The 23,622-nt window shown below is 70.5% G+C and carries 22 protein-coding genes and 1 pseudogene; 15 read left to right on the top strand and 8 right to left on the bottom strand.

The genetic code is table 11. The features are described 5' to 3' along the window. Nucleotides 1-297 (top strand): annotated as a pseudogene (valS, locus tag M6444_RS08125) (valine--tRNA ligase); the annotation flags it as partial. A gap of 255 nt (nt 298-552) precedes the next feature. Then, nucleotides 553-2,760 carry a heavy metal translocating P-type ATPase gene (locus M6444_RS08120; RefSeq protein WP_298325350.1) on the top strand — a complete coding sequence of 736 codons (2,208 nt, stop codon included), beginning with the start codon at nt 553-555 and terminating at the stop codon, nt 2,758-2,760. 49 nt (nt 2,761-2,809) lie between these two features. Here the strand turns inward: M6444_RS08120 and M6444_RS08115 are convergent, their stop codons facing one another. Then, on the bottom strand, nt 2,810-3,745 hold the full coding sequence (locus tag M6444_RS08115) for a serine hydrolase (protein ID WP_298325348.1): 936 nt from the start codon (nt 3,743-3,745) through the stop codon (nt 2,810-2,812). Continuing rightward, on the bottom strand, nt 3,742-4,659 hold the full coding sequence (locus tag M6444_RS08110; RefSeq protein ID WP_298325346.1) for a LysR family transcriptional regulator: 918 nt from the start codon (nt 4,657-4,659) through the stop codon (nt 3,742-3,744). The genes M6444_RS08115 and M6444_RS08110 overlap by 4 nt, the downstream gene beginning before the upstream one ends. Nucleotides 4,660-4,818: 159 nt before the next feature. On the opposite strand from M6444_RS08110, the gene bla reads away from it, so the two are divergent. The 3 genes from bla (at nt 4,819) to M6444_RS08095 (ending at nt 8,566) form a co-directional block, all read left to right on the top strand. Then, nucleotides 4,819-5,754, top strand: a complete 936-nt coding sequence (gene bla, locus M6444_RS08105) for a class A beta-lactamase (RefSeq protein ID WP_298325344.1) — start codon at nt 4,819-4,821, stop codon at nt 5,752-5,754. 41 nt (nt 5,755-5,795) lie between these two features. Continuing rightward, nucleotides 5,796-6,650 (top strand): hypothetical protein, encoded by an 855-nt coding sequence (locus tag M6444_RS08100; protein ID WP_298325342.1) that lies wholly within the window; start codon nt 5,796-5,798, stop codon nt 6,648-6,650. 68 nt (nt 6,651-6,718) lie between these two features. Beyond that, the gene (locus M6444_RS08095) at nt 6,719-8,566 is read left to right on the top strand and encodes a penicillin-binding transpeptidase domain-containing protein (RefSeq protein ID WP_298325340.1); all 1,848 of its coding nucleotides are present in this window, start codon (nt 6,719-6,721) and stop codon (nt 8,564-8,566) included. 35 nt (nt 8,567-8,601) lie between these two features. On the opposite strand, the gene M6444_RS08090 is transcribed toward M6444_RS08095, so the two are convergent. Beyond that, the gene (locus M6444_RS08090) at nt 8,602-9,858 is read right to left on the bottom strand and encodes a pyrophosphate--fructose-6-phosphate 1-phosphotransferase (RefSeq protein WP_298325337.1); all 1,257 of its coding nucleotides are present in this window, start codon (nt 9,856-9,858) and stop codon (nt 8,602-8,604) included. 172 nt (nt 9,859-10,030) lie between these two features. Between M6444_RS08090 and M6444_RS08085 the strand changes: the two genes are divergently transcribed. Then, the gene (locus M6444_RS08085; protein ID WP_298325334.1) at nt 10,031-11,392 is read left to right on the top strand and encodes a class II 3-deoxy-7-phosphoheptulonate synthase; all 1,362 of its coding nucleotides are present in this window, start codon (nt 10,031-10,033) and stop codon (nt 11,390-11,392) included. 47 nt (nt 11,393-11,439) lie between these two features. On the opposite strand, the gene fdxA is transcribed toward M6444_RS08085, so the two are convergent. Further along, nucleotides 11,440-11,784: a ferredoxin gene (fdxA, locus tag M6444_RS08080; RefSeq protein WP_298325331.1), complete on the bottom strand. Its 345-nt coding sequence runs from the start codon at nt 11,782-11,784 to the stop codon at nt 11,440-11,442. Between the two features lie 163 nt (nt 11,785-11,947). Between fdxA and M6444_RS08075 the strand changes: the two genes are divergently transcribed. The 3 genes from M6444_RS08075 to M6444_RS08065 all read left to right on the top strand — a co-directional run bounded on the left by M6444_RS08075 (nt 11,948) and on the right by M6444_RS08065 (nt 14,504). Then, nucleotides 11,948-12,427, top strand: coding sequence for a hypothetical protein (locus M6444_RS08075; RefSeq protein WP_298325329.1), 480 nt, complete (start codon nt 11,948-11,950; stop codon nt 12,425-12,427). 50 nt (nt 12,428-12,477) lie between these two features. Continuing rightward, nucleotides 12,478-13,512 carry a threonine aldolase family protein gene (locus M6444_RS08070; RefSeq protein ID WP_298325326.1) on the top strand — a complete coding sequence of 345 codons (1,035 nt, stop codon included), beginning with the start codon at nt 12,478-12,480 and terminating at the stop codon, nt 13,510-13,512. Between the two features lie 86 nt (nt 13,513-13,598). Beyond that, complete coding sequence (locus tag M6444_RS08065) at nt 13,599-14,504, top strand: sulfite exporter TauE/SafE family protein (protein WP_298325323.1); 906 nt, start codon at nt 13,599-13,601, stop codon at nt 14,502-14,504. A 29-nt stretch (nt 14,505-14,533) separates the two neighbouring features. Here M6444_RS08065 and aroF read toward each other — a convergent pair whose 3' ends face one another. From aroF to pknB, 3 genes are all read right to left on the bottom strand, one after another. Further along, on the bottom strand, nt 14,534-15,586 hold the full coding sequence (gene aroF / locus M6444_RS08060) for a 3-deoxy-7-phosphoheptulonate synthase (protein ID WP_298325320.1): 1,053 nt from the start codon (nt 15,584-15,586) through the stop codon (nt 14,534-14,536). A gap of 126 nt (nt 15,587-15,712) precedes the next feature. Beyond that, entirely contained in the window at nt 15,713-16,558 is an 846-nt protein-coding gene (locus tag M6444_RS08055) for a deoxyribonuclease IV (protein WP_363326284.1), read from the bottom strand. Nucleotides 16,559-16,628: 70 nt separating this feature from the next. Next, a complete protein-coding gene (pknB, locus tag M6444_RS08050) occupies nt 16,629-18,695 on the bottom strand; it encodes a Stk1 family PASTA domain-containing Ser/Thr kinase (RefSeq protein WP_298325315.1) in 2,067 nt (688 codons plus the stop codon). A 211-nt stretch (nt 18,696-18,906) separates the two neighbouring features. Here pknB and M6444_RS08045 point away from each other — a divergent pair, with 211 nt between their 5' ends. From M6444_RS08045 to M6444_RS08025, 5 genes are all read left to right on the top strand, one after another. Beyond that, nucleotides 18,907-19,536 (top strand): SseB family protein, encoded by a 630-nt coding sequence (locus M6444_RS08045; protein WP_298325312.1) that lies wholly within the window; start codon nt 18,907-18,909, stop codon nt 19,534-19,536. A gap of 335 nt (nt 19,537-19,871) precedes the next feature. After that, nucleotides 19,872-20,552 carry a translation initiation factor IF-3 gene (gene infC, locus M6444_RS08040; RefSeq protein ID WP_363326283.1) on the top strand — a complete coding sequence of 227 codons (681 nt, stop codon included), beginning with the start codon at nt 19,872-19,874 and terminating at the stop codon, nt 20,550-20,552. An 18-nt stretch (nt 20,553-20,570) separates the two neighbouring features. Next, nucleotides 20,571-20,765, top strand: a complete 195-nt coding sequence (gene rpmI / locus M6444_RS08035) for a 50S ribosomal protein L35 (protein ID WP_298325308.1) — start codon at nt 20,571-20,573, stop codon at nt 20,763-20,765. A gap of 66 nt (nt 20,766-20,831) precedes the next feature. Next, complete coding sequence (rplT, locus tag M6444_RS08030; RefSeq protein WP_298325304.1) at nt 20,832-21,212, top strand: 50S ribosomal protein L20; 381 nt, start codon at nt 20,832-20,834, stop codon at nt 21,210-21,212. Nucleotides 21,213-21,333: 121 nt separating this feature from the next. Continuing rightward, complete coding sequence (locus tag M6444_RS08025) at nt 21,334-22,146, top strand: RNA methyltransferase (RefSeq protein ID WP_298325301.1); 813 nt, start codon at nt 21,334-21,336, stop codon at nt 22,144-22,146. A 26-nt stretch (nt 22,147-22,172) separates the two neighbouring features. Here M6444_RS08025 and M6444_RS08020 read toward each other — a convergent pair whose 3' ends face one another. After that, complete coding sequence (locus M6444_RS08020) at nt 22,173-22,982, bottom strand: TIGR03619 family F420-dependent LLM class oxidoreductase (protein ID WP_298325299.1); 810 nt, start codon at nt 22,980-22,982, stop codon at nt 22,173-22,175. A 95-nt stretch (nt 22,983-23,077) separates the two neighbouring features. Here M6444_RS08020 and M6444_RS08015 point away from each other — a divergent pair, with 95 nt between their 5' ends. Further along, a complete protein-coding gene (locus tag M6444_RS08015) occupies nt 23,078-23,548 on the top strand; it encodes a PPOX class F420-dependent oxidoreductase (RefSeq protein ID WP_298325296.1) in 471 nt (156 codons plus the stop codon). The last annotated feature ends 74 nt before the right edge of the window (nt 23,549-23,622 follow it).

Here is a 23,622-nt window from a genome sequence, read left to right as displayed (position 1 = left end):
GTGCATCGCGCACGCTGGCCGGAGCCCGCGGAGTTGACCGACGTCGTGGGAGCCGAGGCTGACGCCGACACCTTCGGCACGGCCTCGGAACTGATCGGCTCGGTGCGGCGGGCCAAATCCGAGGCACAGCTGTCGATGCGTGCCGAGGTCGACCATGCTCAGGTGCGCGGCCGCGCCGCTGACGTCGACGTGATCAACCAGGTCATCGACGACATCCAGGCCGCAGGCCGGATCGTGAAGATCAGCATCGAACCCGACGACGCCGTCGACGTCCCCACGGTGACACTCGCAATCTGAATTCCGCACTCTCGCTCGTGAAATGATCATGTTCACTTGGTAATTGCCTGCTGTACCACCCATGCACGCCTGGTGATGCAGCAGATTTCCTCGTGGTGCGACTCCGCGCGCGACGTTCCGCAGGGCGCCGCTACGTTTCGTGCGGACGGGTACGGGACCGGTTGCCCGGATCGCCCGCCGCCGTCGGCCCCGGCACGTGAAATACCCCCGGTGGGTATCGCGTTGTCCGGAGACCGACAACCACGGAGTGCCACGATGGAACACACGCCACGACCGGCCACCACAGGCGACGCCCACGGTGCCCACGCTGGTGACGACATGCACGAGCACCACGGCGCACACGCCGATCACGGCGGCCACGCCGGTCACGGCGCGCATGACACGCACGCCGGCGACGCCGGTCACGGCGGCCACGCCGCGCATGACACGCACGCCGGTCACGCTGGGCACGGCGCGCACGGTGACCATGGTGACCACGCCGCAGCCTTCCGCGACAAGTTCTGGGTGAGCTTGGCTCTGGCGATCCCGGTGGTGGGCTTCAGCCCCATGGCCGGCGACCTGCTGGGCTACGAACCGCCGGGCTGGGGCGCATGGATCCCGCCCGTGCTGGGCACCGTGCTGTTCTTCTACGGCGGCTGGCCGTTCCTGACCGGCGCGCGGGCGGAGATCAAGAGCCGCCAGCTCGGGATGATGACCTTGATCGGCCTGGCGATCACGGTCGCCTTCGTCGCGAGCGGGCTCACCTCCCTCGGTGTCGGCGGCTTCGACCTGGACTTCTGGTGGGAGCTCGCCCTCCTGATCGTCATCATGCTCCTGGGGCACTGGCTGGAGATGCGCGCGCTCGGGCAGGCCTCCGGTGCGCTGGAAGCTCTCGCCGAGCTGTTGCCGGACACCGCGGAGCGGATCGTCACCCACGACGATCAAGCCGCCGGTCAGCGCGCCGACACCGTCGAGGAAGTACCGCTGACGCAGCTGAGCCCCGACGACGTCGTGCTGGTGCGCTCGGGCGGACGGGTTCCAGCCGATGGCGTCATCGTGGCCGGGACGGCCGAAGTGGACGAGTCGACGGTCACCGGCGAGTCCGTCACGGTCTCGCGTGGGCCGGGTGATCGAGTCGTGGCCGGGACGGTGGTGACCGACACCGCGGTGCGGATGCAGGTCACGGCCGTCGGCGAAGACACCGCACTGGCCGGCATCCGCCGGCTCGTGGCCGACGCCCAGGCGTCTCGCTCGCGCGCGCAAGCCCTGGCCGACCGCGCGGCCGCCTACCTGTTCTGGTTCGCTCTCGGCGTCGGGCTCGTCACGTTCGCCGTGTGGGCCGCGCTCGGCGAGGCGTCGCAGGCGGTGGAGCGCACGGTGACGGTGTTGATCATCGCCTGCCCACACGCGTTGGGGTTGGCGATCCCGCTGGTCATAGCGATCTCGACCGGCATGTCTGCCCGCGCCGGCATCCTGGTCAAAGATCGGCTGGCCCTGGAATGGATGCGCCGTGTCGACACCGTCCTGTTCGACAAGACCGGCACGCTGACCGTGGGGCGCCCGGTGCTGACCGGGGTCGTCACCGCCGATGGAGTCGACCGTGACGACGCGCTCGTCATGGCCGCCGCCGCGGAGTACGCCTCCGAACACCCGTTGGCCCGCGCGGTGGTCGCGGCAGCCGAGGAACGTGGCGACATTCCGGCGGCCACCGAGTTCCAATCGCTGACCGGCAAAGGCGTGCGCGCCGTCGTCGACGGCGCGAAGGTCGAGGTCGGTGGGCCCTCGCTGGTCGCAGAGTTGGGCTTGCGCACGCCGGACGAGCTCGCCGAGCCGGTCTCGCGATGGATCGACGCCGGCTCCACGGTGCTGCACGTGGTGCGCGACGGCGTCGTGATCGCGGCGTTGGCGTTGGCCGACGAGGTGCGCGCCGAATCGCGTGAGGCGATCGAAGCGCTTCGTGCCGAGGGTGTGCGGACGGTCATGATCACCGGTGACGCGCGAAACGTCGCGGAGTCGGTCGCCGCCGAGTTGAAGATCGACGAGGTGTTCGCCGAGGTCCTGCCCGCGGACAAGGAAGCGGTGGTCGCCGATCTGCAACGACGTGGCTTGTCGGTGGCGATGGTGGGTGACGGGGTGAACGACGCTCCCGCCCTGGCCCGAGCCGACGTGGGCGTGGCCATCGGCGCGGGGACCGACGTCGCCGTGGAGTCGGCCGGCATCGTGCTCGCCTCGGACGACCCGCGCGGGGTGCTGTCGGCGCGGCGGCTGTCGCAGGCCGGGTACCGCAAGATGGTGCAGAACCTGGCCTGGGCAACCGGGTACAACCTGATCGCCGTGCCGCTGGCCGCCGGGGTGCTGGCGCCGGTCGGGGTCGTGCTGCCGCCGGCCGTGGGGGCGGTCGTGATGACGCTGTCGACGATCATCGTCGCGCTCAACGCCCAGCTGCTTCGTCGCCTCGATCTTCGCCCGGACGCCGCGTCCTGAGCGAGGGGAGGTCCACCGGGTCGTCGTGCTCGGCGGCGCGGGAGAAGCGTCAGAGCCGCAGGACGTCGACGGCGACGCGGGCGGCGCGGCCGATGGCCCGGTCGACCTCCGGCTGATGGACCGCCGGGATGGTCGACGCGGTCAGGACGGCGACGGCGATCCGGTCGCCGGTCGCCGTCGACACCACGCCGGCCTCGTGCCGCAGGTTGAGGAACGTGCCGGTTTTGCTGCTGACCGTCACCGAGTCCGAGGCCAGCTCGGCGACCATGCGGTTGCGACCCAGTTGGCGCCCGAGCAGGTCGCGAAGCCGCTGCGTCGCTGCAGGAACGCTGATCGAATCCGTCCAGATTCGTTCCAACAGCAGCACCAGGCCACGCGCCGTCCCGCTGGTGGCCGAGGCGATGTCGAGCGAGGGCAGCACATGCCCGCCGCCTTCGGTCGTGGCGCGGACAGCGAGTTCGAGCGCGAGTGCGGGATCGTCGGGCGCCACGGCCGCCGCGGCGTCGTAGAGCACTCGCATCGGGTGCCGGACAACGACGCTGGGGCAGTTCCACTCGTGCAAAGTGGTGGTGACCAGGGTGGGCGGCACGAGCTCGAAGACTGCGTCGGCGGCGGCGTTGTCACTGGCCGCCAGCATGAGGTAGAGCAGATCGTCCAGCGCGATCCGGCTGGGGTGCCGGAACATCGAGACTCCGGTCGGCCCCGGTGTCGCCGTCTCGGGATCGAGCACCAGCGGCTGCGCGCCGTCGAGGCGACCTCGCGCGATCAGATCCAGTGTGACCAGGGCAAGCGGCACCTTGCTCACGGAGGCGAGCGCATACGGCGTGTCCGCGTCGAAGCCGAGTTCCTCGCCGGTGTCGAGGTGGCGTGCGCACAGGGCGCCATGCAGTCCGTCCTGGGCCCATTCCTGCTGGATCTCGACCGCGGCTTGGACGGCCTCACCTGCGAAGCCGTACGCGCTGGACGGGCCCGGTGTCATCGTCATGCCGGCTCCTCGACGCCGGAGTCCGCGCCATCAGGGTCCGCGCCGTCGGACAGGGCCGCCGCCCGGGCCAGCGCGGGCAGCACCGCATCCAGCGAGGCCGCGCGTGTGTGGCCGCCAGTGGCGACGGCGTAGGAGCGCCGCAGCGACACCTCGCCGAGAGCGCGCCACCGCAGCCCCTGCGCCCCGGCCCACGCCGCGGTGGCGACCACGACGTCGCCGTATTCGATCGCACCGGCGACGGCCTCGGTCCGCGTCGTCGACGTGCACACCTGATCGTCGCGAAGCCCGGCGGCCCGCGCCGCTCGCCGCAGCGGGTCCCGGATCCACGGGACGTCGTCCTCGGCGTCGAGATGAATCCGCCGCGGCCGGCCCGCCTCGCCCATGTTGCGGCGCAGCTGGTCCAGGTGGACGCGACGACCCCGCAGGTCCCCGGTGGCGGTAGCCGCGCCGAGGTCGGCGCCGACGTCCTCCTCGTCCGGCGGGCACGGCAACAGTGCGAGGTCCAGGCGGCCCCGGCGCAGCAACTCGGTCCGAGCTTGCACGCCATCTTCGGTGAACGACAGCGCCATGCCGGCGTCTGCGGCGCTGGCGCGTGCGGCGACCAGGTGGCGTGGGTCCGGTCCGGGTGGCACCCCGACGACGATGGTGGCTGCCTGTGCGGCTCCGGCGAGCTCGCGCAGATGGGCGGCCCGGGCCACCAGGTCGGCGGCATGCGGCAGCAGGGTGCGGCCGAGGTCGGTGAGGTCGACCCGCCTGGACGTACGCCGCAGCAGCGCACCGCCGAGGTGGCGTTCCAGGGCCGAGACACGTCGGCTCACCACCGGCTGCGGCACACCACAATCCTGCGCACCCAGGGTGAAACTGCGCGCCCGGGCGACTGCGACGAACGCCTCCAAGTGCGTGATCAGGTCCACGAACACGAACCATATCGAAAAGGTATTGATCAGTGGCGGATACGGCTTGGACATCGATCGGCCGGCGTCGGCACTCTCGGTGCACCGGAAGGCACCCGCCGGTCTCCATGACCGCCGGTGCCCAAGGTCATGCCCAGTCCCAGTCCCCGAGGAGGACCGATGCGCCGTCCCGCTTCTTCCACCGTCGCACCCAGCCTGTCTACACCGTCTCGGCGCAGCGTGCTCCGGCTGGGCGCCGCTGCGCCGGTGGCCCTGGCTCTCACCGGTGCCGCTGCCGCGCCGAGTACGGGAACTGCGCAGGCCACTGCTCGCCGCGAGGACGCGATCGCGGCGCTGGAACGCGACTACAACACGACCATCGGACTCGCTGCGATGAATCTGCACACTGGAACCCGCCTGGCGCACCGGGCCGGCGAACGCTTCCCGATGCTGTCGGTCTTCAAGGTGCTGGCCGCGGCGGCGGTCCTGCGCGACCACGACGTCCACGGGGAGACCTTGGATCGCCGTGTCTGGTTCCCGCCCGCCGACGTCCTGGAGTACGCGCCGGTCGCCGCGGAGCACGTCGACACCGGGATGACGGTGGCGCAGATGTGCACGGCCGCGCTGCAGCTCAGCGACAACACGGCCGGCAACCTGCTGTTGCGTGAGATCGGCGGTCCGCGCGGGCTGAGCGCGTTCGCCCGTTCCCTCGGTGACCGCGCCACGCGGCTGGACCGCTGGGAACCGGACCTGAACACCGCACTTCCGGGGGACGACCGCGACACCACGACGCCTGCGGCGATCGCGCGCACCTTCGCGCGCCTGCTGGTCGGCCATGCTCTCGCGCCCCGCGACCGGCGTCGGTTGCGGGCGTGGATGGAGGACAACCAGACCTCCGCGGACCGGTTCCGCGCCGGATTGCCGGAAGGATGGCGGCTGGCGGACAAGACGGGGGCCGGTGACTACGCAACGAACAACGACGTCGGCGTCGCCTGGACGCCGTCCGGGACACCGGTCGTGATAGCCGCGCTGACCCGGCGGGACGAATCGGACGCGGACAGGGACAATGCTGTGTTGGCCGACATCGCCCGGCTCGTCGTCGCCCGGCTCGGCTGACGACCGTTACGGCGCGACCGCGGAGGGAGCCGGGTACCCGGATGAACAGGACGGCGAGGACGCTGGCTGCGTTGGCGGTGGTGGCCGGGACGGTGGCGGCGGTCGTCGCTGTGACCACGCCGGACACCGACGGCTTCACCGTGCGCCCGGCGAACGCGGATGGCTCGCACACCGGGGCGCCGGAGGAACCCAACGGCGACGACGTCCGAATTCTCGACGACTACGCGGCCGAACTCGGCCTGGTGATGGCGCGCTCGCGAGGGCCGCAGCCGCAGGCCTATGCCCGCCGCGTCGACGGGCCCGGCGACGACGTGCAGGTGCTGCAGCTGGCTGGTGCGACCGGCGACGGCGGCGCCGAGGTCGTCTTGCGCCTGCGCCGCGACCGTACCCGGCGGGACGGGTTCGGGTGGCAGGAGCAGAACTACGCCGTGACCGGGTGCTATCGGTGGGTGTTCGACGACCGGATGGACGAACACGAGCCGGAGCGGCTCGAGGCCTGCCCGGACACTGCGGTGATCGAGCTGGGGCCGGCGCCGGTCGAACCGCGGTTGCCGGCTCGCCTCGTCGAGCGGTTGAGCGCCCACCTGGTCGCAGGGCCGGGCCCGGTGCGTGCCGCGGACGTGCTGTCCGACGTCCGGAGGCAGTACGACGCTGCCGTGGCGAGCGAGCTGCAGCGCGATGAGGTCGAGCCCGAGGACGTGATGGATACTGCGACGGCACTGAGCGACGATTCCGTGGCCGTCGTCGACGACGCGGTGGGCGTGGCCGTCGGGCGGGGGACCGCGTGCGTGTTCGTGCGGGTAGCGCCCGCCGACGTGACGGTTTGGGTTCCCGACCGCATGAGTCTTCAACCCGGCGAGATGGGCTGCTCGCCGGCCGCAGCCGCCACCGGATGAGACCAGACGATACTGACGTGAAACGGGGAGCGATGGACCACAACCACCGACGGGGGTTCACTACGGGCGTGGCTGCCGCGGCAGCCGTGATCATGGCGGCCTCGGCAGCCGGCTGCAGCGGCCCACCCGACGCCGATCCGGTAGCCCAGCGGCTGGCTGCCGCACTGCAGTCGGGCGAGTGGGGTGACGCGCCATGGACTGGCGCGACCGGGGAGGAAGTCGCCGCCGCCGTGGAAGAGATCACGAGCGGCATGGGCGAGTCGTCGCTGAGCGTCGAGGTGTCCGACGTGCGCGACGCCGGCGACGACCAGCGGGCGGCCGAGCTCCAGCTGGCGTGGGACGTCGGCGGTGAGACCTGGGAGTACACCTCGACGGCCGCCTTGGTGCTCGTCGACGACGCCTGGCAGGTGGAATGGGACCCGGCGATCATCCACCCCGATCTGGTGCCGGACGCTCGACTGGCGGCGAGTCGCCAGCCGGCCGAGCGCGGCGACATCCTCGGCGCCGACGGGGCAGCCATCGTGACCGAACGCCCGGTCTACCGCGTGGGCATCGACAAGACCAGGATCCCGGCCGCCGAGGTCGAATCCGCCGCCCGTAAGCTCGCCGCGGTCGTCGACGTCGACGCGGACGGGCTCGCCGATCGGGCCGAAGCCGCCGGGCCGGAGGCCTTCGTCGAAGCCATCACCTTGCGCGAAGCCGACGCGGTGCCGGTGTTGAGCGCCGTCGACGAGATCGACGGCGCCGTCGCCCTCGAGGACACCCTCGCCCTCGCTCCGACGCGCGAGTTCGCCCGCCCGATCCTCGGCACGGTCGGTGAGGCCACGGCAGAGATCATCGAGGAGTCCGACGGCGCAGTCGAACCCGGTGACATCGTCGGCCTGTCCGGGCTGCAGCAGCAGTACGAGGAGCAACTTCGGGGGACGCCGGGCATCACCGTGGAGATCGTCCCGCCTGAGGGCGAGCCGACGACGGTGTACGAGACCGAGCCCCAACCGGGTGCGGACGTCAGCACGACCCTCGACCCGGACCTGCAGACCCGAGCCGAGCAGGTGCTGGCCGACGTCGGGCCGCCCAGCGCGATCACGGTCGTCCAGCCGTCGACCGGCGCCGTGCTCGCCGCGGCAAGTGGCCCCGGCAGCGACGGCTACTCCACGGCCACGCTCGGCCAGTACGCGCCTGGTTCCACGTTCAAGATCGTCACGTCGCTGGCGTTGCTGCGCGCGGGACTCACTGCCGACACGAGCGTGAACTGCACCCCGACCGTCACCGTCGACGGTAGGAGTTTCGAGAACTACGACGACTACCCGAGCTCCAGTCTCGGGGAGATACCGCTGCGCACAGCGGTCGCCGAATCGTGCAACACCGCCTTGATCGATCAGCACGACACCGTCAGCCAGGCTCAGCTCGCTCAGGCGGCCGAAGCTCTCGGTATCGGCACGCAGGCCGACATCGGGGCGCCGGCTTTCCTCGGTGACGTCCCGGCCGAAGCCGGTGCGACGGCCCATGCGGCGTCGATGATCGGGCAGGGCGAGGTCTTGGCGTCACCGTTGGCGATGGCGACGATGGCCGCCTCCGTGGCAGCCGGCAGCACGGTGGTGCCGAAGCTGGTCGACGGCGCCGAGCCAGCCGCCGCCACGCCGCAGGCTCCGCTCACCTCGGCCGAGGCGGATGTGCTGCGCGAGCTGATGTACGCCGTCGTGTCCGAAGGCAGCGCGACGTTCCTCGGCGACGTGCCGGGGGAGCGGGTCGGCGCGAAGACCGGGACCGCCGAGTACGGCAGCGAGGACCCGCCGCGCACGCACGCGTGGATGGTCGCCATCCAGGGTGACCTGGCCGTCGCCGTGTTCGTGGAGGACGGCGAGTCCGGCTCCCGGACGGCGGGGCCGCTGCTGTCGGAGTTCCTGTCGCAGTAGCTTGCGCACTCCGGGATCAGGGAGTGGGCTGGGGATCAGGGCGTGGGCTGGCCGATGGCGCCGACCAGGTCGGCGAACCATGGCGTGGCGGGATCGAAGGCCTTGCCGCCTGCGACCCGGTCGAACTCGATGGCCCGAAGCCGCCCGCCCTGGCCCTCGTCGTGTCCGATCAGCCCGCCTTCGTGGCGCAGCGCGCACTCCACGGCCAGATCCGTGCAGCTCTTGATCAATCGCAGGTCGTCGACGTTGGCCGCGGCGGAGCGGCTGAAGTATCCGCTCTTCTGGACCATGACCTTCTCCGCGCCCAGCCGGGAGGCGAACTGGTCGGCGAACCACGCACCCGGGTTGATCTTGTCCAGCTGGACGTGTCCGAACGGGTCGCGGGGGACGTCGGCGCCGGCGGCCTCGAGCTCGGCGACGATGGAGTCGACGCCCGCACCCTCGGACAGGAAGATGTTGACACAGCCGATGTCGTCCATCACCTTGCGCAGCCGGCCGGCCTCGGTGTCGATGTCGAGCTTGACCTCGGGCACGTAGACGCCGTGAATGTCCCAGCGCCGGGGGTCCAGTCCGATCTCGGGCACCCACTCGCGGGTCGCCAGCCAGCCGCGGTACGCCCGCGCGGTGGCTGCGGTGAGCCAGCCGCAATGCCGGCCCATGACCTCGTGGATGATGAGCATCCGCGGGTTGGACGAGTGCTCGGCGATGATGTTGCGGGCGTAGATCGAGCCCTGCTCGGCCGCCGTCCATGCGCCCAGGCTCTGCCGGACGGGCACGATGTCGTTGTCGATGGTCTTCGGCAGCCCGACGACGGTCAGCTCGTAGTCGTTCTCGGCCAGATAGGCCGACAGGCTCGCCGCCATCGTGTTGGTGTCGTCACCGCCGATGGTGTGCAGCACGTCCACGCCGTCGCGGGTGAGTTGCTCGGCCGCGACGTGCAGGGGGTCTTGCCCCTCCCGCACGAGCCCGCGCCTGACACAGTCGGCGACGTTGGTGAGTTTGACGCGGCTGTTGCCGATGGGCGAGCCGCCGTAGCGGTGCAGTCGGCTGGCCGACGACCGCACCTCCGGTGAGATGGTGATCGAGCGGCCGGTCAGCAGCCCGGCGTAACCGTCGAGGTAGGCCATGATCTCGATCTCGGGCGCGATCTCGGTGTAGCGCTCGATCAATCCGCCCACGGCCGACGACAGGCACGGCGCCAATCCGCCGGCGGTGAGCATGGCGACCCTGCGGACGGGCCGGTGCGAGCGCTCGTCGGCCGAATGGTGCGATTGAGGCGTGCTCTCGGGCATGCGGAGACCTTCTCGTCGTGCGTTCCAGGACGTTCTCGATTCGAGATGCAACCTTACCGCCGGAAATCGGCGCCTCCGCGTCCGCCCGCGCAGGCGCCGGGGGAACCGAGGCGGTGTCCGGGCTGTGGGCTACCTGCCCGGTGGCTGGCCGCGAGGTCCTACTCTTGGTCGGGTGAACTCGCCCGAAGATCGTGCCCTGTACGCCGAGCTGACCGAAGCCGTGGCCGGCCTGCCCGCGGCGCAGCAGCCGCAGTGGCCCGAGCCCGGCGCCGTCACCGAGGCGACCGAGCAACTGCGCCAGATGCCACCGCTGGTGTTCGCCGGCGAATGCGACCTGCTGCGTACCCGCTTGGCCGCTGTCGCGCAGGGCGAGGCGTTCCTGCTCCAGGGCGGTGACTGCGCCGAAACGTTCGCCGGGGTGAGCGCGGACAACGTCCGCAACAAGCTCAAGACCTTGCTGCAGATGGCCGTCGTGCTGACGTATGCCGCCAGCGTCCCGGTGGTGAAGGTCGGCCGTCTGGCCGGCCAATACGCCAAGCCGCGTTCCAAGCCTGACGAGGCCCGTGACGGCGTCACGCTGCCGGCGTTCCGTGGCGACATCGTCAACTCGTTCGACTTCACCGAGGACGCGCGCAGGCCCGACCCGGCGCGGATGGTGCGTGCCTACCATGCCTCGGCTGCGACGTTGAATCTCGCCCGCGCGTTCGTCGGTGGCGGCTACGCCGATCTGCACCAGGTGCATGCGTGGAACACCGATTTCGTCCGGACGTCACCGGCCGGGCAGCGCTACGAGCGACTGGCTGGGCGCATCGAGCAGGCCCTGGCCTTCATGAAGGCCATCGAGATCGACCCCGAGCAGTTGCGCACCGTCGAGTTGTACTCGTCGCACGAGGCGTTGCTGCTCGACTACGAATTGCCGATGACCAGGGTCGACTCCCGCTCGGGCGCGCCGTACGACGTGTCGGGGCACTTCCTGTGGATCGGCGAGCGCAGCCGCCAGCTCGACGGCGCCCACGTCGAGTTCGCCTCGCGTATCCGCAACCCCATCGGGGTCAAGATCGGGCCGACCACGTCCACCGACGAACTGCTGGCCCTGGCCGACAAGCTCGACCCGGACCGGGTGCCGGGCCGGTTGACGTTCGTCACCCGGATGGGTGCGCAGCGCATCCGTACCGCGCTGCCTTCGCTGATCCAGAAGGCCACCGCGAACGGGCTGGTCGCCACCTGGATCTGCGACCCGATGCACGGCAACACCTACGAGGCGCCCAGCGGGCACAAGACGCGCCGGTTCGACGACGTCGTCGACGAGGTTCGCGGATTCTTCGAGGTGCACCGCTCGTTGGGAACCCATCCTGGTGGGCTGCATGTCGAGTTGACCGGTGACGACGTCACCGAATGCGTCGGCGGCGGCGACCCGATTGCCGAGGATGGGCTGGCCAGTAGATACGAGACCGTGTGCGACCCGCGGCTCAACCGCACCCAGTCGCTGGAACTGGCCTTCCTGGTCGCCGAACTGCTCGAGGCCACCCGGTAGGCGACCGACGTGCGCTGAGGGCGCCACCGGCTGGACCGTTCGCGGTGCTACCCGGCCGGGCCCGGGTGGGCGGCGACCAGCTCGGTGTCGACGCCGAGGGCGCCCAGCTTGGCGGCGCCGCCGGGGGTGCCGAGCGGTTCAGACCGTCCCATGAGCGGCTGCTCGAAGAACCGGGCGTTGTCCTCACGGTATTCGAGCAGGTGCTCCGGTAGATCGTCCTCGTAGTAGATGGCTTCGACCGGGCACACCGGCTCACACGCCCCACAGTCGATGCATTCGTCGGGCTGGATGTACAACGATCGCTTGCCCTCGTAGATGCAGTCGACCGGGCATTCGTCGACGCAGGCGCGATCCAGCACGTCGATGCAGGGTTCGCCGATCACGTAGGTCATGGCCCACGCCCTCTTCCATCCTTCAGCGTGCGCGAATAATTACTAGTGTCTATAGTAAAAACGTCTTGTCGTGCCTGCTGCGGCGGGGTGGCCGGGACAGCCACGTGCTGGTCCACCGGGCCGCACCATCGCGCGTCCGCAAGCTCTTCGTAGGCTGGTCATCATGGCTTTGGTCGTCACCGCGCTCGCCAGCTCGGGCCGTCGCGGCGCCGCCTCACCTTTCGCCGTCGTCGCTTCGGTGGCAGTCGTCGCCGGGGGCCTGGTGGCGGCGTTCACTGCGTCGGTTCCCTCGGAGCACGGTGCATGGGTGGCGGCGTATCTGGTGCTGGTCGTCGGTGTCGCCCAGCTCGTGCTCGGCGTCGGGCAAGCTGTGCTCGCGCCGCGGGTGGTGCCGGGTCGCCGGGTCGCGCTCGAGCTCGGAGGCTGGAACGCCGGTGGTGCGGCCGTCGTGGCCGGAACGCTGCTGGATGCGGTGTGGCTGGTCGACGTCGGTGGTGTCCTCGTCGTGCTGGCGCTCGCGCTGTTGATCCTCGGTGTGCGCGAGGCCGACCGTCGCTGGCGCGGCTGGTTGCTTGCGTACTACGCCTTCGCCGGCGTGCTGCTGGTGAGCGTGCCCACCGGCTTGGTCCTGGCCCGGATCTGACCCGCCCACCCGCACGTCAACCGCACGATCTGCGCGTTTATCGTCGTCGTATGACCACAGGCATGATCGACCTGCGCAGCGACACGGTGACCCGCCCGACCCCCGGGATGCTCGCCGCGATGAGCCGGGCGGACACCGGCGACGACGTCTACGGCGAGGACCCGACCGTCATGGCGCTGGAGGAGCGAGTCGCCGACCTGCTCGGCCACGAGGCCGCGCTGTTCACCGTGTCCGGGTCGTTGGCCAACATACTGGGCGTTCGTGCGCTGGTCAGAGCCGGACAGGAGTTGCTGTGCGAGGAACGTGCACACGTGGTCCGCGCCGAGCTCGGTGCCCACGCCGCGTGGCATGGCGTGACCACACGCACGTGGCGGCACCCCGATGGCTTGATCGATCTCGAGGCGCTGCGCTCGCTCATGGTCCCCGATGCCGGTCCGTACCTGGTGTCCACGGCTGCCATCGCCGTGGAGAACACGCACAACTTCGCCGGTGGCACCGTCCATCCGCTGGCCGACGTCGCCGCCTTGCGCGAGCTGGTGGCCGGGACCGGCGTGCGGTTGCACCTGGACGGGGCGCGGTTGTGGAATGCCCAGGTCGCCACCGGTGTGCCGGCGCGGGATTGTGCCCAGCACTTCGACACCGTGGCGGTGTGCCTGTCCAAAGGGCTCGGCGCACCGGTGGGTTCACTGCTCGCCGGGTCGGCGGACATCGTGGCCGAGGCGCGCGTGTGGCGCAAGCGCCTGGGCGCGGGCTGGCGACAGGCCGGGGTGTTGGCCGCTGCCGGTCTGTACGCGTTGGATCATCACATCGACCGGCTGGGGGAGGATCACGCGCACGCGCGCTCGATCGCCGCGACGATCGCCGACGTCGATCCGTCCGTCGTCGACCCCGAGCGCGTGCAGACCAACATCGTCCTGCTGAGGCTGGGCGAGCGCGCGGGCCACGTCGTCGAGCAAGCCGGCGCCGAAGGCGTGCTCGCCGGCATCGTCGCGCCCGGAGTGGTGCGGCTGATCACGCATCTCGATGTGAGCCGCGACGCCGCCGAGCGGGCCGGCACCGTACTCGCGCGCGCGATCAAAGGCTGAATTCCAGCACTCGCCCCCTTTGACGGTGCGCCCCTTATCGCTACTATTCCCATAGAACAGATAGGAATAAAGGGATTGGAGCGCGGGTGCGAACGCTCATCGTCCTGGGGCTCGTGGGGTTCGCCGCGCAGCTCGTCGACGGCAGTCTGGGCATGGCCTACGGCGTCACATCGACGACGTTGCTGCTGGCCGTAGGAACCAACCCGGCGGCCGCATCGGCCACGGTCCACCTGGCCGAGATCGGTACGACCCTGGCCTCGGGGCTGGCGCACTGGCGGTTGGGCAACATCGACTGGAAGGTCGTGGCTCGTATCGCCGTGCCCGGCGGTATCGGCGCCTTCGCTGGCGCGACGTTCCTGTCCAGTCTGTCCACCGAGATCGCCGAGCCGGTCATGGCGCTGATCCTGCTGGCGCTGGGGCTGTACGTGTTCGTCCGGTTCACCGCGTGGGGGCTGCCGAGTGAGCGGCTCGGGAAACCGCTGCGCAAGCGGTTCCTGGCGCCACTCGGGTTGGTGGCCGGGTTCGTCGACGCGACGGGCGGGGGCGGATGGGGTCCGGTCGGCACCCCGGCGATTCTGGCCAGCGGACGGCTCGAACCGCGCAAGGTCATCGGATCGATCGACGCGAGCGAGTTCGTCGTCGCCCTGGCGGCCAGCGCAGGCTTCCTCGTCGGGCTCGGGCAGGAGAACATCGACGCCGCGTGGGTGGCCGTCCTGCTCGCCGGCGGCGTGATCGCCGCGCCCATCGCCGCCTGGTTGGTGCGCCACCTGCCGCCGCGCGTGCTCGGCTCCGCCGTCGGCGGACTGATCATCTTGACCAACGTCCGAACGGTGTTGCGTAGCGACTGGATCGGCATCACCGGGACACCGCTGAATTTCGCCTACGGCGTGATCGTCGTGGCGTGGATCAGCGCCGTGGCGTGGTCGCTTCGGGCGCATCGCGCCGAACGCGACGCCCAATTGGCGCTTCGGGCGGACGAGCCCACCGGCTGACCCTGGGGCAGGTCAGCCTTCGCCGCCGGTCAGGCGACCGGCTCGCGCCGATTCAGCCGGCGCCCGACGACCGGCACCATGCGACGCAGGGCGGAAGCCAGCTCGCGTACGTCGGCGCCGGCCAGCGCGTGTGGATCGTCGGACGCGGCGGAGTCCGGGTCGGGGTGGACGTCGACGAGGATGCCGTCAGCGCCGGCGGCGATCGCCGAGCGCGACAGGGGCAGCACGAGTTCGCGTCGCCCGGCCGCGTGGGTTGGGTCGACGACCACGGGCAGGTGTGACAGCCGTTGCACGACGGGCACCGCCGAGATGTCGAGGGTGGTGGTCGTCGACGTCTCGAACGTCCGGATGCCCCGCTCGCACAGCACGATGTCGAGATTGCCGCGTTGGGCGACGTATTCCGCAGCCAACAGCCATTCTTCGATGGTCGCGTGTACGCCGCGCTTGAGCAGAATCGGCTTCGTCGCCTCCCCTACGGCTTGCAGCAGCGGATAGTTCTGCATGTTCCCGGCACCGATCTGGAGCATGTCGGCGTACTCGCTGACCAGGGGAACGTCGGCGGCATCGATGACCTCGGTGACCACCGGCAGGCCGGTGACGTCCCTGGCTTCGGCCAGGATGCGCAGGCCGTTCTTGCCCAGGCCCTGGCACGCCTGCGGCGAGGTGCGCGGCCTGAACGCGCCTCCGCGGAGCATGGCGGCGCCGGCGGCTTTGGCCATTTCGGCGGCCTCGAGCGTGCTGTCCACGGAGTCGACCGTGCATGGGCCGGCGATGAGGGTGAAGCTGTCCGGGCCGATCGTGACCGGTTGCGCCCCGGTGTCCGTCCCGACCAGGACGGTGCTGCGAGCCGGCTGATGGTCGACACTGACGAGCTTGTAGGGCGTCGAGACGTGGATGATGTCGGCGACGCCGGGCATGCTGCGCAGATTGAGCGCGCGGAATTCGTCGATGTCGCCCACCAGCCCGATGATGGTGCGACGAACCCCGCGACTGACGAACGCCTCGCCGCCGGTGGCCCGCACACGTTGCACGACGGCGTCGATCTGGGTATCGCTCGCATCGGGCGACATCACGACGACCATGGCAACCCTCCAGCCCAGCTGTGACCGTGTCGACGCTAAGGCAGGAAATCTCGAGACTGGACGCCTCGTCCGGAGAACAAGACGGTTGGTCACGATGTGGTCACCGAGTGCTCGTGCGGGAACAACTCACGGAACTTGCGCACGCAATTTGGCCAGAAGCGCCAAGTCCTCCGCATGCGCGTCCGTCCCGCCCGGCGTCTCGAGCACCACGGGCAGCCCGGCCACGGACGGGTGCGCGAGCAGCTCCCGGAACGGGTCGGTCCCGATGTGACCCGCGCCGATGCGAGCGTGCCGGTCGCGAAACGATCCGCATACGTCCATGGAGTCGTTGGCGTGCACGGCCGCGAGGCGACCGGTACCCGCGACCTCGGCGAGGCGGTCCAGCAGGGCGGACATGGCCCCGGCCGGCGCCAGGTCGTGCCCGGCGGCGAAGGCATGGCACGTGTCGAGGCAGATCTTCGCGCGGGGATGGTAGTCGAGCGCTTCGAGGTACGGGCCGAGGTCGTCGATCGTCGCGCACAGCGAGCGTCCCTGTCCGGCCGTCGGTTCCAGCAACACGTCGGGCGCGTCGTCGTCGAGCTGGTCGAGCAGCGGCAGCAGCGCCTCGCGCACCTGGAGCATCGCCTGCGCGCGCCCGCCGCCGTCGACACACGAGCCGGTATGGACCACCACGCCGTTCGCGCCGACGGCGCGGCCACGGGTGACAGCGTGCGCGACGCTGTGCATCGAGCGCTCGTACGTCAGCGCTGTCGGGCTACCCAAGTTGACCAGATACGGCGTGTGGACGAGGACCGGCATGCCCGTCTCCGCGGCCGCTGCACGAAACGCTGCGTCAGCGGCGGGGTCGCCGGCGGTGGTCGCCCAGCCGCGTGGGTTCCCGAGGAAGATCTGGACGGATTCCGCGCCGAGCTCTCGCGCCCGGCGGGGCACGGTCGCGAGCTTGCCACCGGCGGAGATGTGCGTGCCGATCACCGGCGGGGTCGCAGGCACCGCGAGATCCTCTCCCTTGTCGCCGCGGTGACCGCCACCGGGCTGCGTGCGCTCAGAAGTGGTACAGCGTCAGCGTCGAGCCGTGCGGCTGACTTCCGCCCACCGGGTCGACTCGCACGACACGAGGCTTGCGACCACCGCCCGGCCCGTCGAACAGGTCGACCACCTCGACGTGGAAGCCGAGCTCGCGCAGTGTCCGCTCGGCTTCGTCGACCGGCTGGCCGACCACCGCAGGTACCTCGACCATCTGCGGCCCGTTCGACACGACCAGCTTGATCACGTCGCCGCGCACACCGGTGCCCTTGGTCGGATCTTGCGAGATGACGTGGCCGGCCTCGACGCTGTCGGAGAAATCTTCCGAGGTCGAGACCTTGAATCCGGCCTCGGCCAGGGCCTCCTGTGCTTTATCGGCCGGCTGCCCGGTGAAGTCCTCGATCTTGATCGGCTTCGGGCCGGCGCTCACCACCACACCGATCTCGGTGTCGGCTCGCGCCTGCTCGCCCGCCTCGACGTCTTGCGACACGATGTGGCCTTCGGCGATCTCGTCGTGGTGGGCCTCGTCAGCGACGTTCAGCGTCAGTGGCAGCCCGTCCAGCGCCTCGTTGGCAGCGTCGACCGTCATGTCGGTGAGGTCGGGAACCTCGTACCGTTCGGGCCCCTTGGACAGGATGTAGGTGATTTCGCCCCCGTCGAGGATCTGCTCACCGGGGCCGGGCTCGGTCGCCACGACCAACCCGGCCTCGACGGTCTCGGAGAACTCCTCACCGCCCTGGCTGGCGGTGAAGCCCTCGTCCGCCGCCGCGGCCTCGGCCTGTTCTGCGCTGAGGTTGAGCAGTGACGGCGTCGTGTCCCAGCGGCCGGATCCGTACCACCACGCGGCCCCGGCGACGCCGACGACGAGCAACAGCACGAGCAGGAACATGATCAGGCCCCGGCGGCTGCGCCGCGGGCCGGCCTCGTCCGCGGAGGCGGCCTGCTCTGGCGTGGCGGCGTGCGGCTGCGAACCGAGTCCCTGGCTGGCGGGGGTGGAGATGACGCGAGTGCGTGCCGAGTTCGGCGGCGGCGGTGGCGGCCCCGCCGCGGACACGACGGGGACGTCGTCGGCGGTGCTCGCGGCGTCGGCGTGGTCGAGGTCGTCGTCGTCATCGACCATCTCGCCGGCGAGCACGGTCTCGACGAGTGCTTCGTTCAACGCCACGCCCGCGGAATCGCGCGACTCCGCATGCGCTTGGCTCAACTCGGCGGCCTCGCCGGCGTCGGGCTCGGTCCCGGGCAGGCCGGCCAGTGAAGCGCGAGCTGAGCGCACGGCGGCGAGGAACTCCCCGGAGTCGGCGTAGCGGGCCTCCGGGTGGCGCGCCGTGGCCGTGAGCGTCAGCTCGTCGACGATCGGCGGCAGCGGGACCGCGGCCGACGGCGGCGGCACGTTCTCGTCGATGTGGCACCGCACCACGACGAAGTCCGTGGGGCCGTCGTGCGGTGGTCGTCCCACCAGCAGCTCGTAGAGCATGATGCCGGCGGAGTACACATCCGAGCGCGGGGTGGCCTTTTCCCCGAGCGCTTGCTCCGGCGAGATGTAGTTCACGGTTCCGAGCAGCCCCCGGGTGGTCTTCGACGAGCTGCTCACCGCCCGGGCGAGCCCGAAATCGGCAACCTTGACGCGACCGTCGTTACCGACGAGCACGTTCTCGGGCTTGACGTCGCGGTGCACGATGCCGGCGCGGTGCGCGGCGGCCAGTGCGGACAGGACGGACTCGGCCACCTCCAGGGCGAGCGACGCGCCGAGCCGGCCGCGTTCATGCAAGACGTCGCGCAGGGTGCGGCCTTCGATGTACTCCATCGCCAAGAACACCGCGCCGTCGTCCTCGCCCTGGTCGAAGACGTTGACGACGTTGGGATCGGACAACTGAGCCACCGAGCGGGCTTCACCGATGAACCGCGCGACGAAATCGTCGTCGGCGGCCAGCTCGGCGTGCATCACCTTCAGCGCGACCCGCCGGCCCAGCCGGGTGTCGGTCGCCTTGTACACCGTGGCCATCCCGCCGCGCGCGAGCAGCGCTTCGATCCGGTACCGGCCGTCGAGGAGACGGCCGACCGGTGCCTCGGAGACAGAAATGTCCACGGTGGGAGTGTACGGGTCGCGGCGACGACTTCCGGCCACGGACGCCGGCGGGGCGGGGCATGCGGCCGGACGTGCGGCGCCGCGTCGCAGGCAAGGCGTCGGCGACGGTTGTCAGGAGGCGCGGCGCATCGTCGTGGACGGCTGGGCGCCGACGAGATCACGCGGTGAATCGTGTGGCGGATCATGGCGGCGAGGGCTAGTCTCACCGCACGTGACCTCCGTGCCGCGACCCATACCGTCAGCACCGTTCGGTGATGACGACGGCTCGGCCGACCCTCGAGTCCGGGCGGCCCTCGAGGAGTTCGACCGCGCCGAGGGCGGCCCGGCGAACGTCCTCGCCGCGCTGGCGACGAGCCGATTACTGATTCCGATCGTGGCCGTCCCGGGTGATGACGGACCGAATGACGACGTGCCCGGTGCCGACGGATCGGGTGGCCGGGCCGACCATTCGCACGCGGACATGGCCACCGTCTTGACGACGGGCCGTGACGGCCGTCGCGGACTGTTGGCGTTCACCAGCGTCGAGACGCTGCAGCGATGGAACACCGAGGCTCGTCCGTCGCCGGTCCCCACCCGCACCGCCGCCGAGGCCGCCCTGGCCGAAGGGGCCGACGCCCTGGTGATCGACCTCGCCGGGCCGGTGATGTTCTCGGTGGATGCCCGCGACTTGCGCTCGCTGGCGTCGGGGTGGCGACCGTTGGGGACCTGGCAGGGCGTGGGCACCGCCGATCCACCAGTTGCGCCGTCGGCCAGGGCGACCGAGGCCGCGACGATCAAGCGCCGGGTCCGCCGGGCGGGCGGACGGCTGTGGCGCCGGGCCCGCCGCACGTTGGTGCGCTGAGCCGCTCGCCGTTCTCGGCGGCCGAGATCCCGTGTGGCCAGGGGCGGAGATGTCCCCGGCAGCGGGTAGGCGTGTTATAGTTGTCGACCGACCGGTCCGCCGTGTCCGAGCCATCGGGCAAGGCAGACAGCAAGCGGAGACACTCCCACCCGCACCGACCGTCCAGGTCGTCGGGTCCCCAGGTCAGAGCGTCGGCGACGGCGCTCCGAGTAGGCGCCGAACGGAATATTCCACGGCGTCGATGGGTTAGGCTCCGCGAGCACGTGTCGCGGAGCCTTGTGCGTTTCGCGGCGTGGTCGACAGGACACACCCCATCGATTTGCCGGGAGGAAGGCATCAGCGCAGAGCCACGCATCAACGACCGGATTCGCGTTCCGGAAGTCCGGCTCGTCGGCCCCAATGGTGAGCAGGTCGGCATCGTCCGCATCGAGGACGCACTGCGGCTCGCCGGGGAGGCAGACCTCGACCTCGTCGAGGTCGCACCGGGAGCACGGCCCCCGGTGGCCAAACTCATGGACTACGGCAAGTACAAGTACGAGTCGGCGATGAAGGCGCGCGAGGCTCGACGAAACCAGTCGCATGTCCTGATCAAGGAGCAGAAGCTCCGCCCGAAGATCGATAAGCACGACTACGAGACCAAGAAGCGCAACGTCGAACGGTTCTTGGCCGAGGGCGACAAAGTCAAGGTCACGATCATGTTCCGCGGACGGGAGCAGTCGCGGCCCGAGCTCGGGTTCCGGTTGCTCCAGCGCCTTGCTGAGGACGTCAGCGAACTCGGCTTCGTCGAGTCCTCGCCCAAACAGGACGGCCGCAACATGATCATGGTGCTGGGGCCGCACAAGAAGAAGTCCGACGCCAAGGCCGACCGTGAGGTCGCCAAGGCCAATCGGCAGGCGCAACGTCAAGCCGATGAAGAGGCCGAGAAGGCCGAGCGAGCCGCAGGCCGCGCCGCGGCCGAGGTAGACAAGGCCGGCAAGGGCTCACGTGCCCAGGCCGTAGCTGAGAACGAAGAGTAAGAGGAGACGAACGGCGCCATGCCGAAGAACAAGACGCACAGCGGGGCGCGCAAGCGTTTCAAGGTGACGGGCAGCGGGAAGGTCCTGCGCCAGAAGGCGAACCGGCGCCACTATCTCGAGCACAAGCCGTCCACCCTGACGCGCCGCCTGGCCGGCACCACCGAGGTGTCCAAGGGCGACCAGAAGCGGGTCAAGAAGCTGCTCGGCCGGTAGAACCGCGCCGACTGACATCGAGATGACCTTCGGCCCCCATCGGGCCGGACCGAGCAAGGAGTACCAGTGGCACGCGTGAAGCGGGCGGCCAACGCCCACAAGAAGCGCCGCGAGACGCTCGAGAGGGCCAGCGGCTACCGGGGTCAGCGCTCCCGGATGTACCGGAAGGCGAAAGAGCAGGTCACCCACTCGCTCGTCTACGCCTACCGCGACCGTAAGCAGCGCAAGGGCGACTTCCGGCAGCTGTGGATCACTCGGATCAACGCGGCAGCGCGCGCCGAGGGGCTGACCTACAACCGGTTCATTCAGGGCCTGCGCCTCGCAGAGGTCGAGGTCGATCGGAAGATCCTCGCTGACCTCGCCGTCAACGATCCGGCGGCGTTCAAGTCGCTGGTCGACACGGCTCGGGCCGCGCTGCCGGCCGACCGTAACGCTCCGGCGGCCTGATCAGCTTCGTTCGCCGCGTGGGCCCGTCGATGACCGACCTCGTCGACGGGCCCCTCGCTGTGTCTGCCGTGACGAACGCCGCCGTGACGAACGCCGCCGGCCCGGACCAAGGGCGGCAGGTGTGCTGACCGCGAAGTCCGGTCGCATCCGCGAAGCGCGCAAACTCACCCGCAGAGCCGGGCGCGAGAAGGCCGCGCTATTTCTGGCCGAAGGGGCGCAGGCTGTTCGCGAGGCCGTCGCCACGGGTCGAGCTGGTGTCGTCGAGGTCTTCGCGACCACCTCGGCCCGAGATCGGCACGCCCCGATCATCGCGGCAGCACAGGCAGCCGGGATCACGGTGTCGGTCGCTGACGACGACGCCCTGGCCGCCCTGTCCGAGACGGTGACGCCGCAGGGCTTGGTCGCGGTGTGTCGGCCCGTGGTCGTCGACGCCGAGACGGCACTCCCGGACACACCGTCGTTGATCGTGGTACTCGTGGAAGCCCAAGATCCTGGAAACGTCGGCACCGTGATCCGCTGCGCCGACGCCGCGGGCGCCGATGCGGTGCTCGTGACGCGCGGATCGGCTGACGTGCACAGCGGCAAGGCGGTCCGGGCCTCGGCCGGCAGCGTGTTCCACCTACCGATCGGCGCGGGCACCACCGTCGACGACACCGTCGCCCTGCTGCGCGGGCGTGGACTGAGCGTGCTGGCCGCCGACGGCGTCGGCGCCCTCGACCTGGACGAAGCCGAGCACGCCGGTCTCCTGGCCAGGCCGACGGCGTGGCTGTTCGGCAACGAAGCGCGCGGGTTGCCCGAGGCCGTGCGAACCCTCGCCGACCACGTCGTCCGGGTCCCCATCTACGGCCGGGCCGAGAGCCTGAACCTGGCGACCGCGGCGGCGGTGTGCCTGTACGCCTCGGCCCGCGTGCACGCGGGCCAACGCACCGGGTGACCGCCGCGGCCCGAGCCGGCAAGCGGTCAGCCCCGCATGCGTGCGGCGAACTCCGCCATCCGTTCCTCGGTGCCCTCCGCCGGCCCGAACCACACGGCCAGCGCGTCCGCGCCGGCATCGGCGAACCGGTGCGCCTGGTCGATCACCTGCGTGAGCTCGTCAGCACCGCCGCTCCACGCGATTCTCGTGCCCAGCCGCAGCGGCCGCTGTGCTCGGTTGCGCAGCCGTGCTGCCACCTCGGCGAACGTCGCCGGCTCCACACCGACCCCCTGCCACTCGTCGGCCAGCGCCGCGGCCCGCGCCACGGCCCGGTCAGAGGTTCCACCGACCATGATCCGCAGGTGTCCCCGGGGCTGCGGCTCGAACACGCCCTGGTCGTAGCCGTAGTGGGTCCCCTGAAACGGCTCGCGGCTGGTCCACAGATGCCGCAGCAGCGCGATCGCCTCGTCGGTGCGGGCACCCCGGGTGGTGAAGTCGGCGTCCACGGACTCGAACTCGGTACGGTCCCACCCGATGCCGACCCCGAGGACGAACCGTGCACCCGACAGCTCGTGCAGCGTGGCGGCCTGCTTGGCGACGACGAACGGGCTGCGCATCGGCAGGACGAGCACCGAGGTGCCCAGCCGGATCCGGCTGGTCCGCGCCGCCAGGTAGGTCAAGGTGACCAGTGGCTCGTACACGCCGCCGTACGTCTCGCCGTAGTCGCGTGGCGGCAAGAGGTGGTCGGGCAGCCATGCGGTCTCGTAACCGAGGCGTTCGGCTTCGACGCCGAGATCGATCACCCGCTGGGCGTCCACGGCCGGCGACTCGTCGGGAAGCACGATCTGCAAATCCATACTCAGATTCTCAGTACCCGCCGGTCGGCGTCGGCACCCGCTCCGCGCCAGGCGACACCGCGCCCCGGCGAGACGGCTGGCATTACGCTGGTCCGATGCCCACGATTGCCACCACCACGACCGTCGATCTCGAGGGGCTGTTGGAATTCGTCCGGCCTCGCCACCACGGCATCCTGCTGACCTTCCGCGGCGACGGGTCACCGCAGGCCTCACCGGTGACATGCGGTGTCGACGACTCCGGGCGCATCGTCGTGTCGACCTACCCTGATCGCGCGAAGGCGGTGAACATCCGCCGGACACCGCGCGCCAGCATGGTCGTGCTGTCCGACGAGTTCACCGGGGCGTGGGTCCAGGTCGATGGGGCGGCGGAGGTCGTCGATTCGCCGCTGGCGGTCGAGCCGCTGGTGGAGTACTACCGCAACGTCGCCGGCGAACATCCGGACTGGGACGAATACCGCGAGGCGATGGTGCGGCGGGCCAAGTCGCTGATCCGGCTGACCCCGCAGCGTTGGAGCCCGATCGCCACGGGCGGCATCCCGGCCCACCTGGCGGGCCAGGACGACTGAGATCATCATGCCGGCCACGGACCTCAGCCCGATGCGGGCGCGAACCTCTGCCCGCTGAGGACGAGCTCGTGGAT

Origin of the sequence: Haloactinopolyspora sp. (genome assembly GCF_027324685.1) — a bacterium.
Taxonomy (GTDB): domain Bacteria; phylum Actinomycetota; class Actinomycetes; order Jiangellales; family Jiangellaceae; genus Haloactinopolyspora.
Note: the sequence above shows the minus strand (reverse complement) of the source record. Positions and strands in the feature narration are given on the sequence as shown.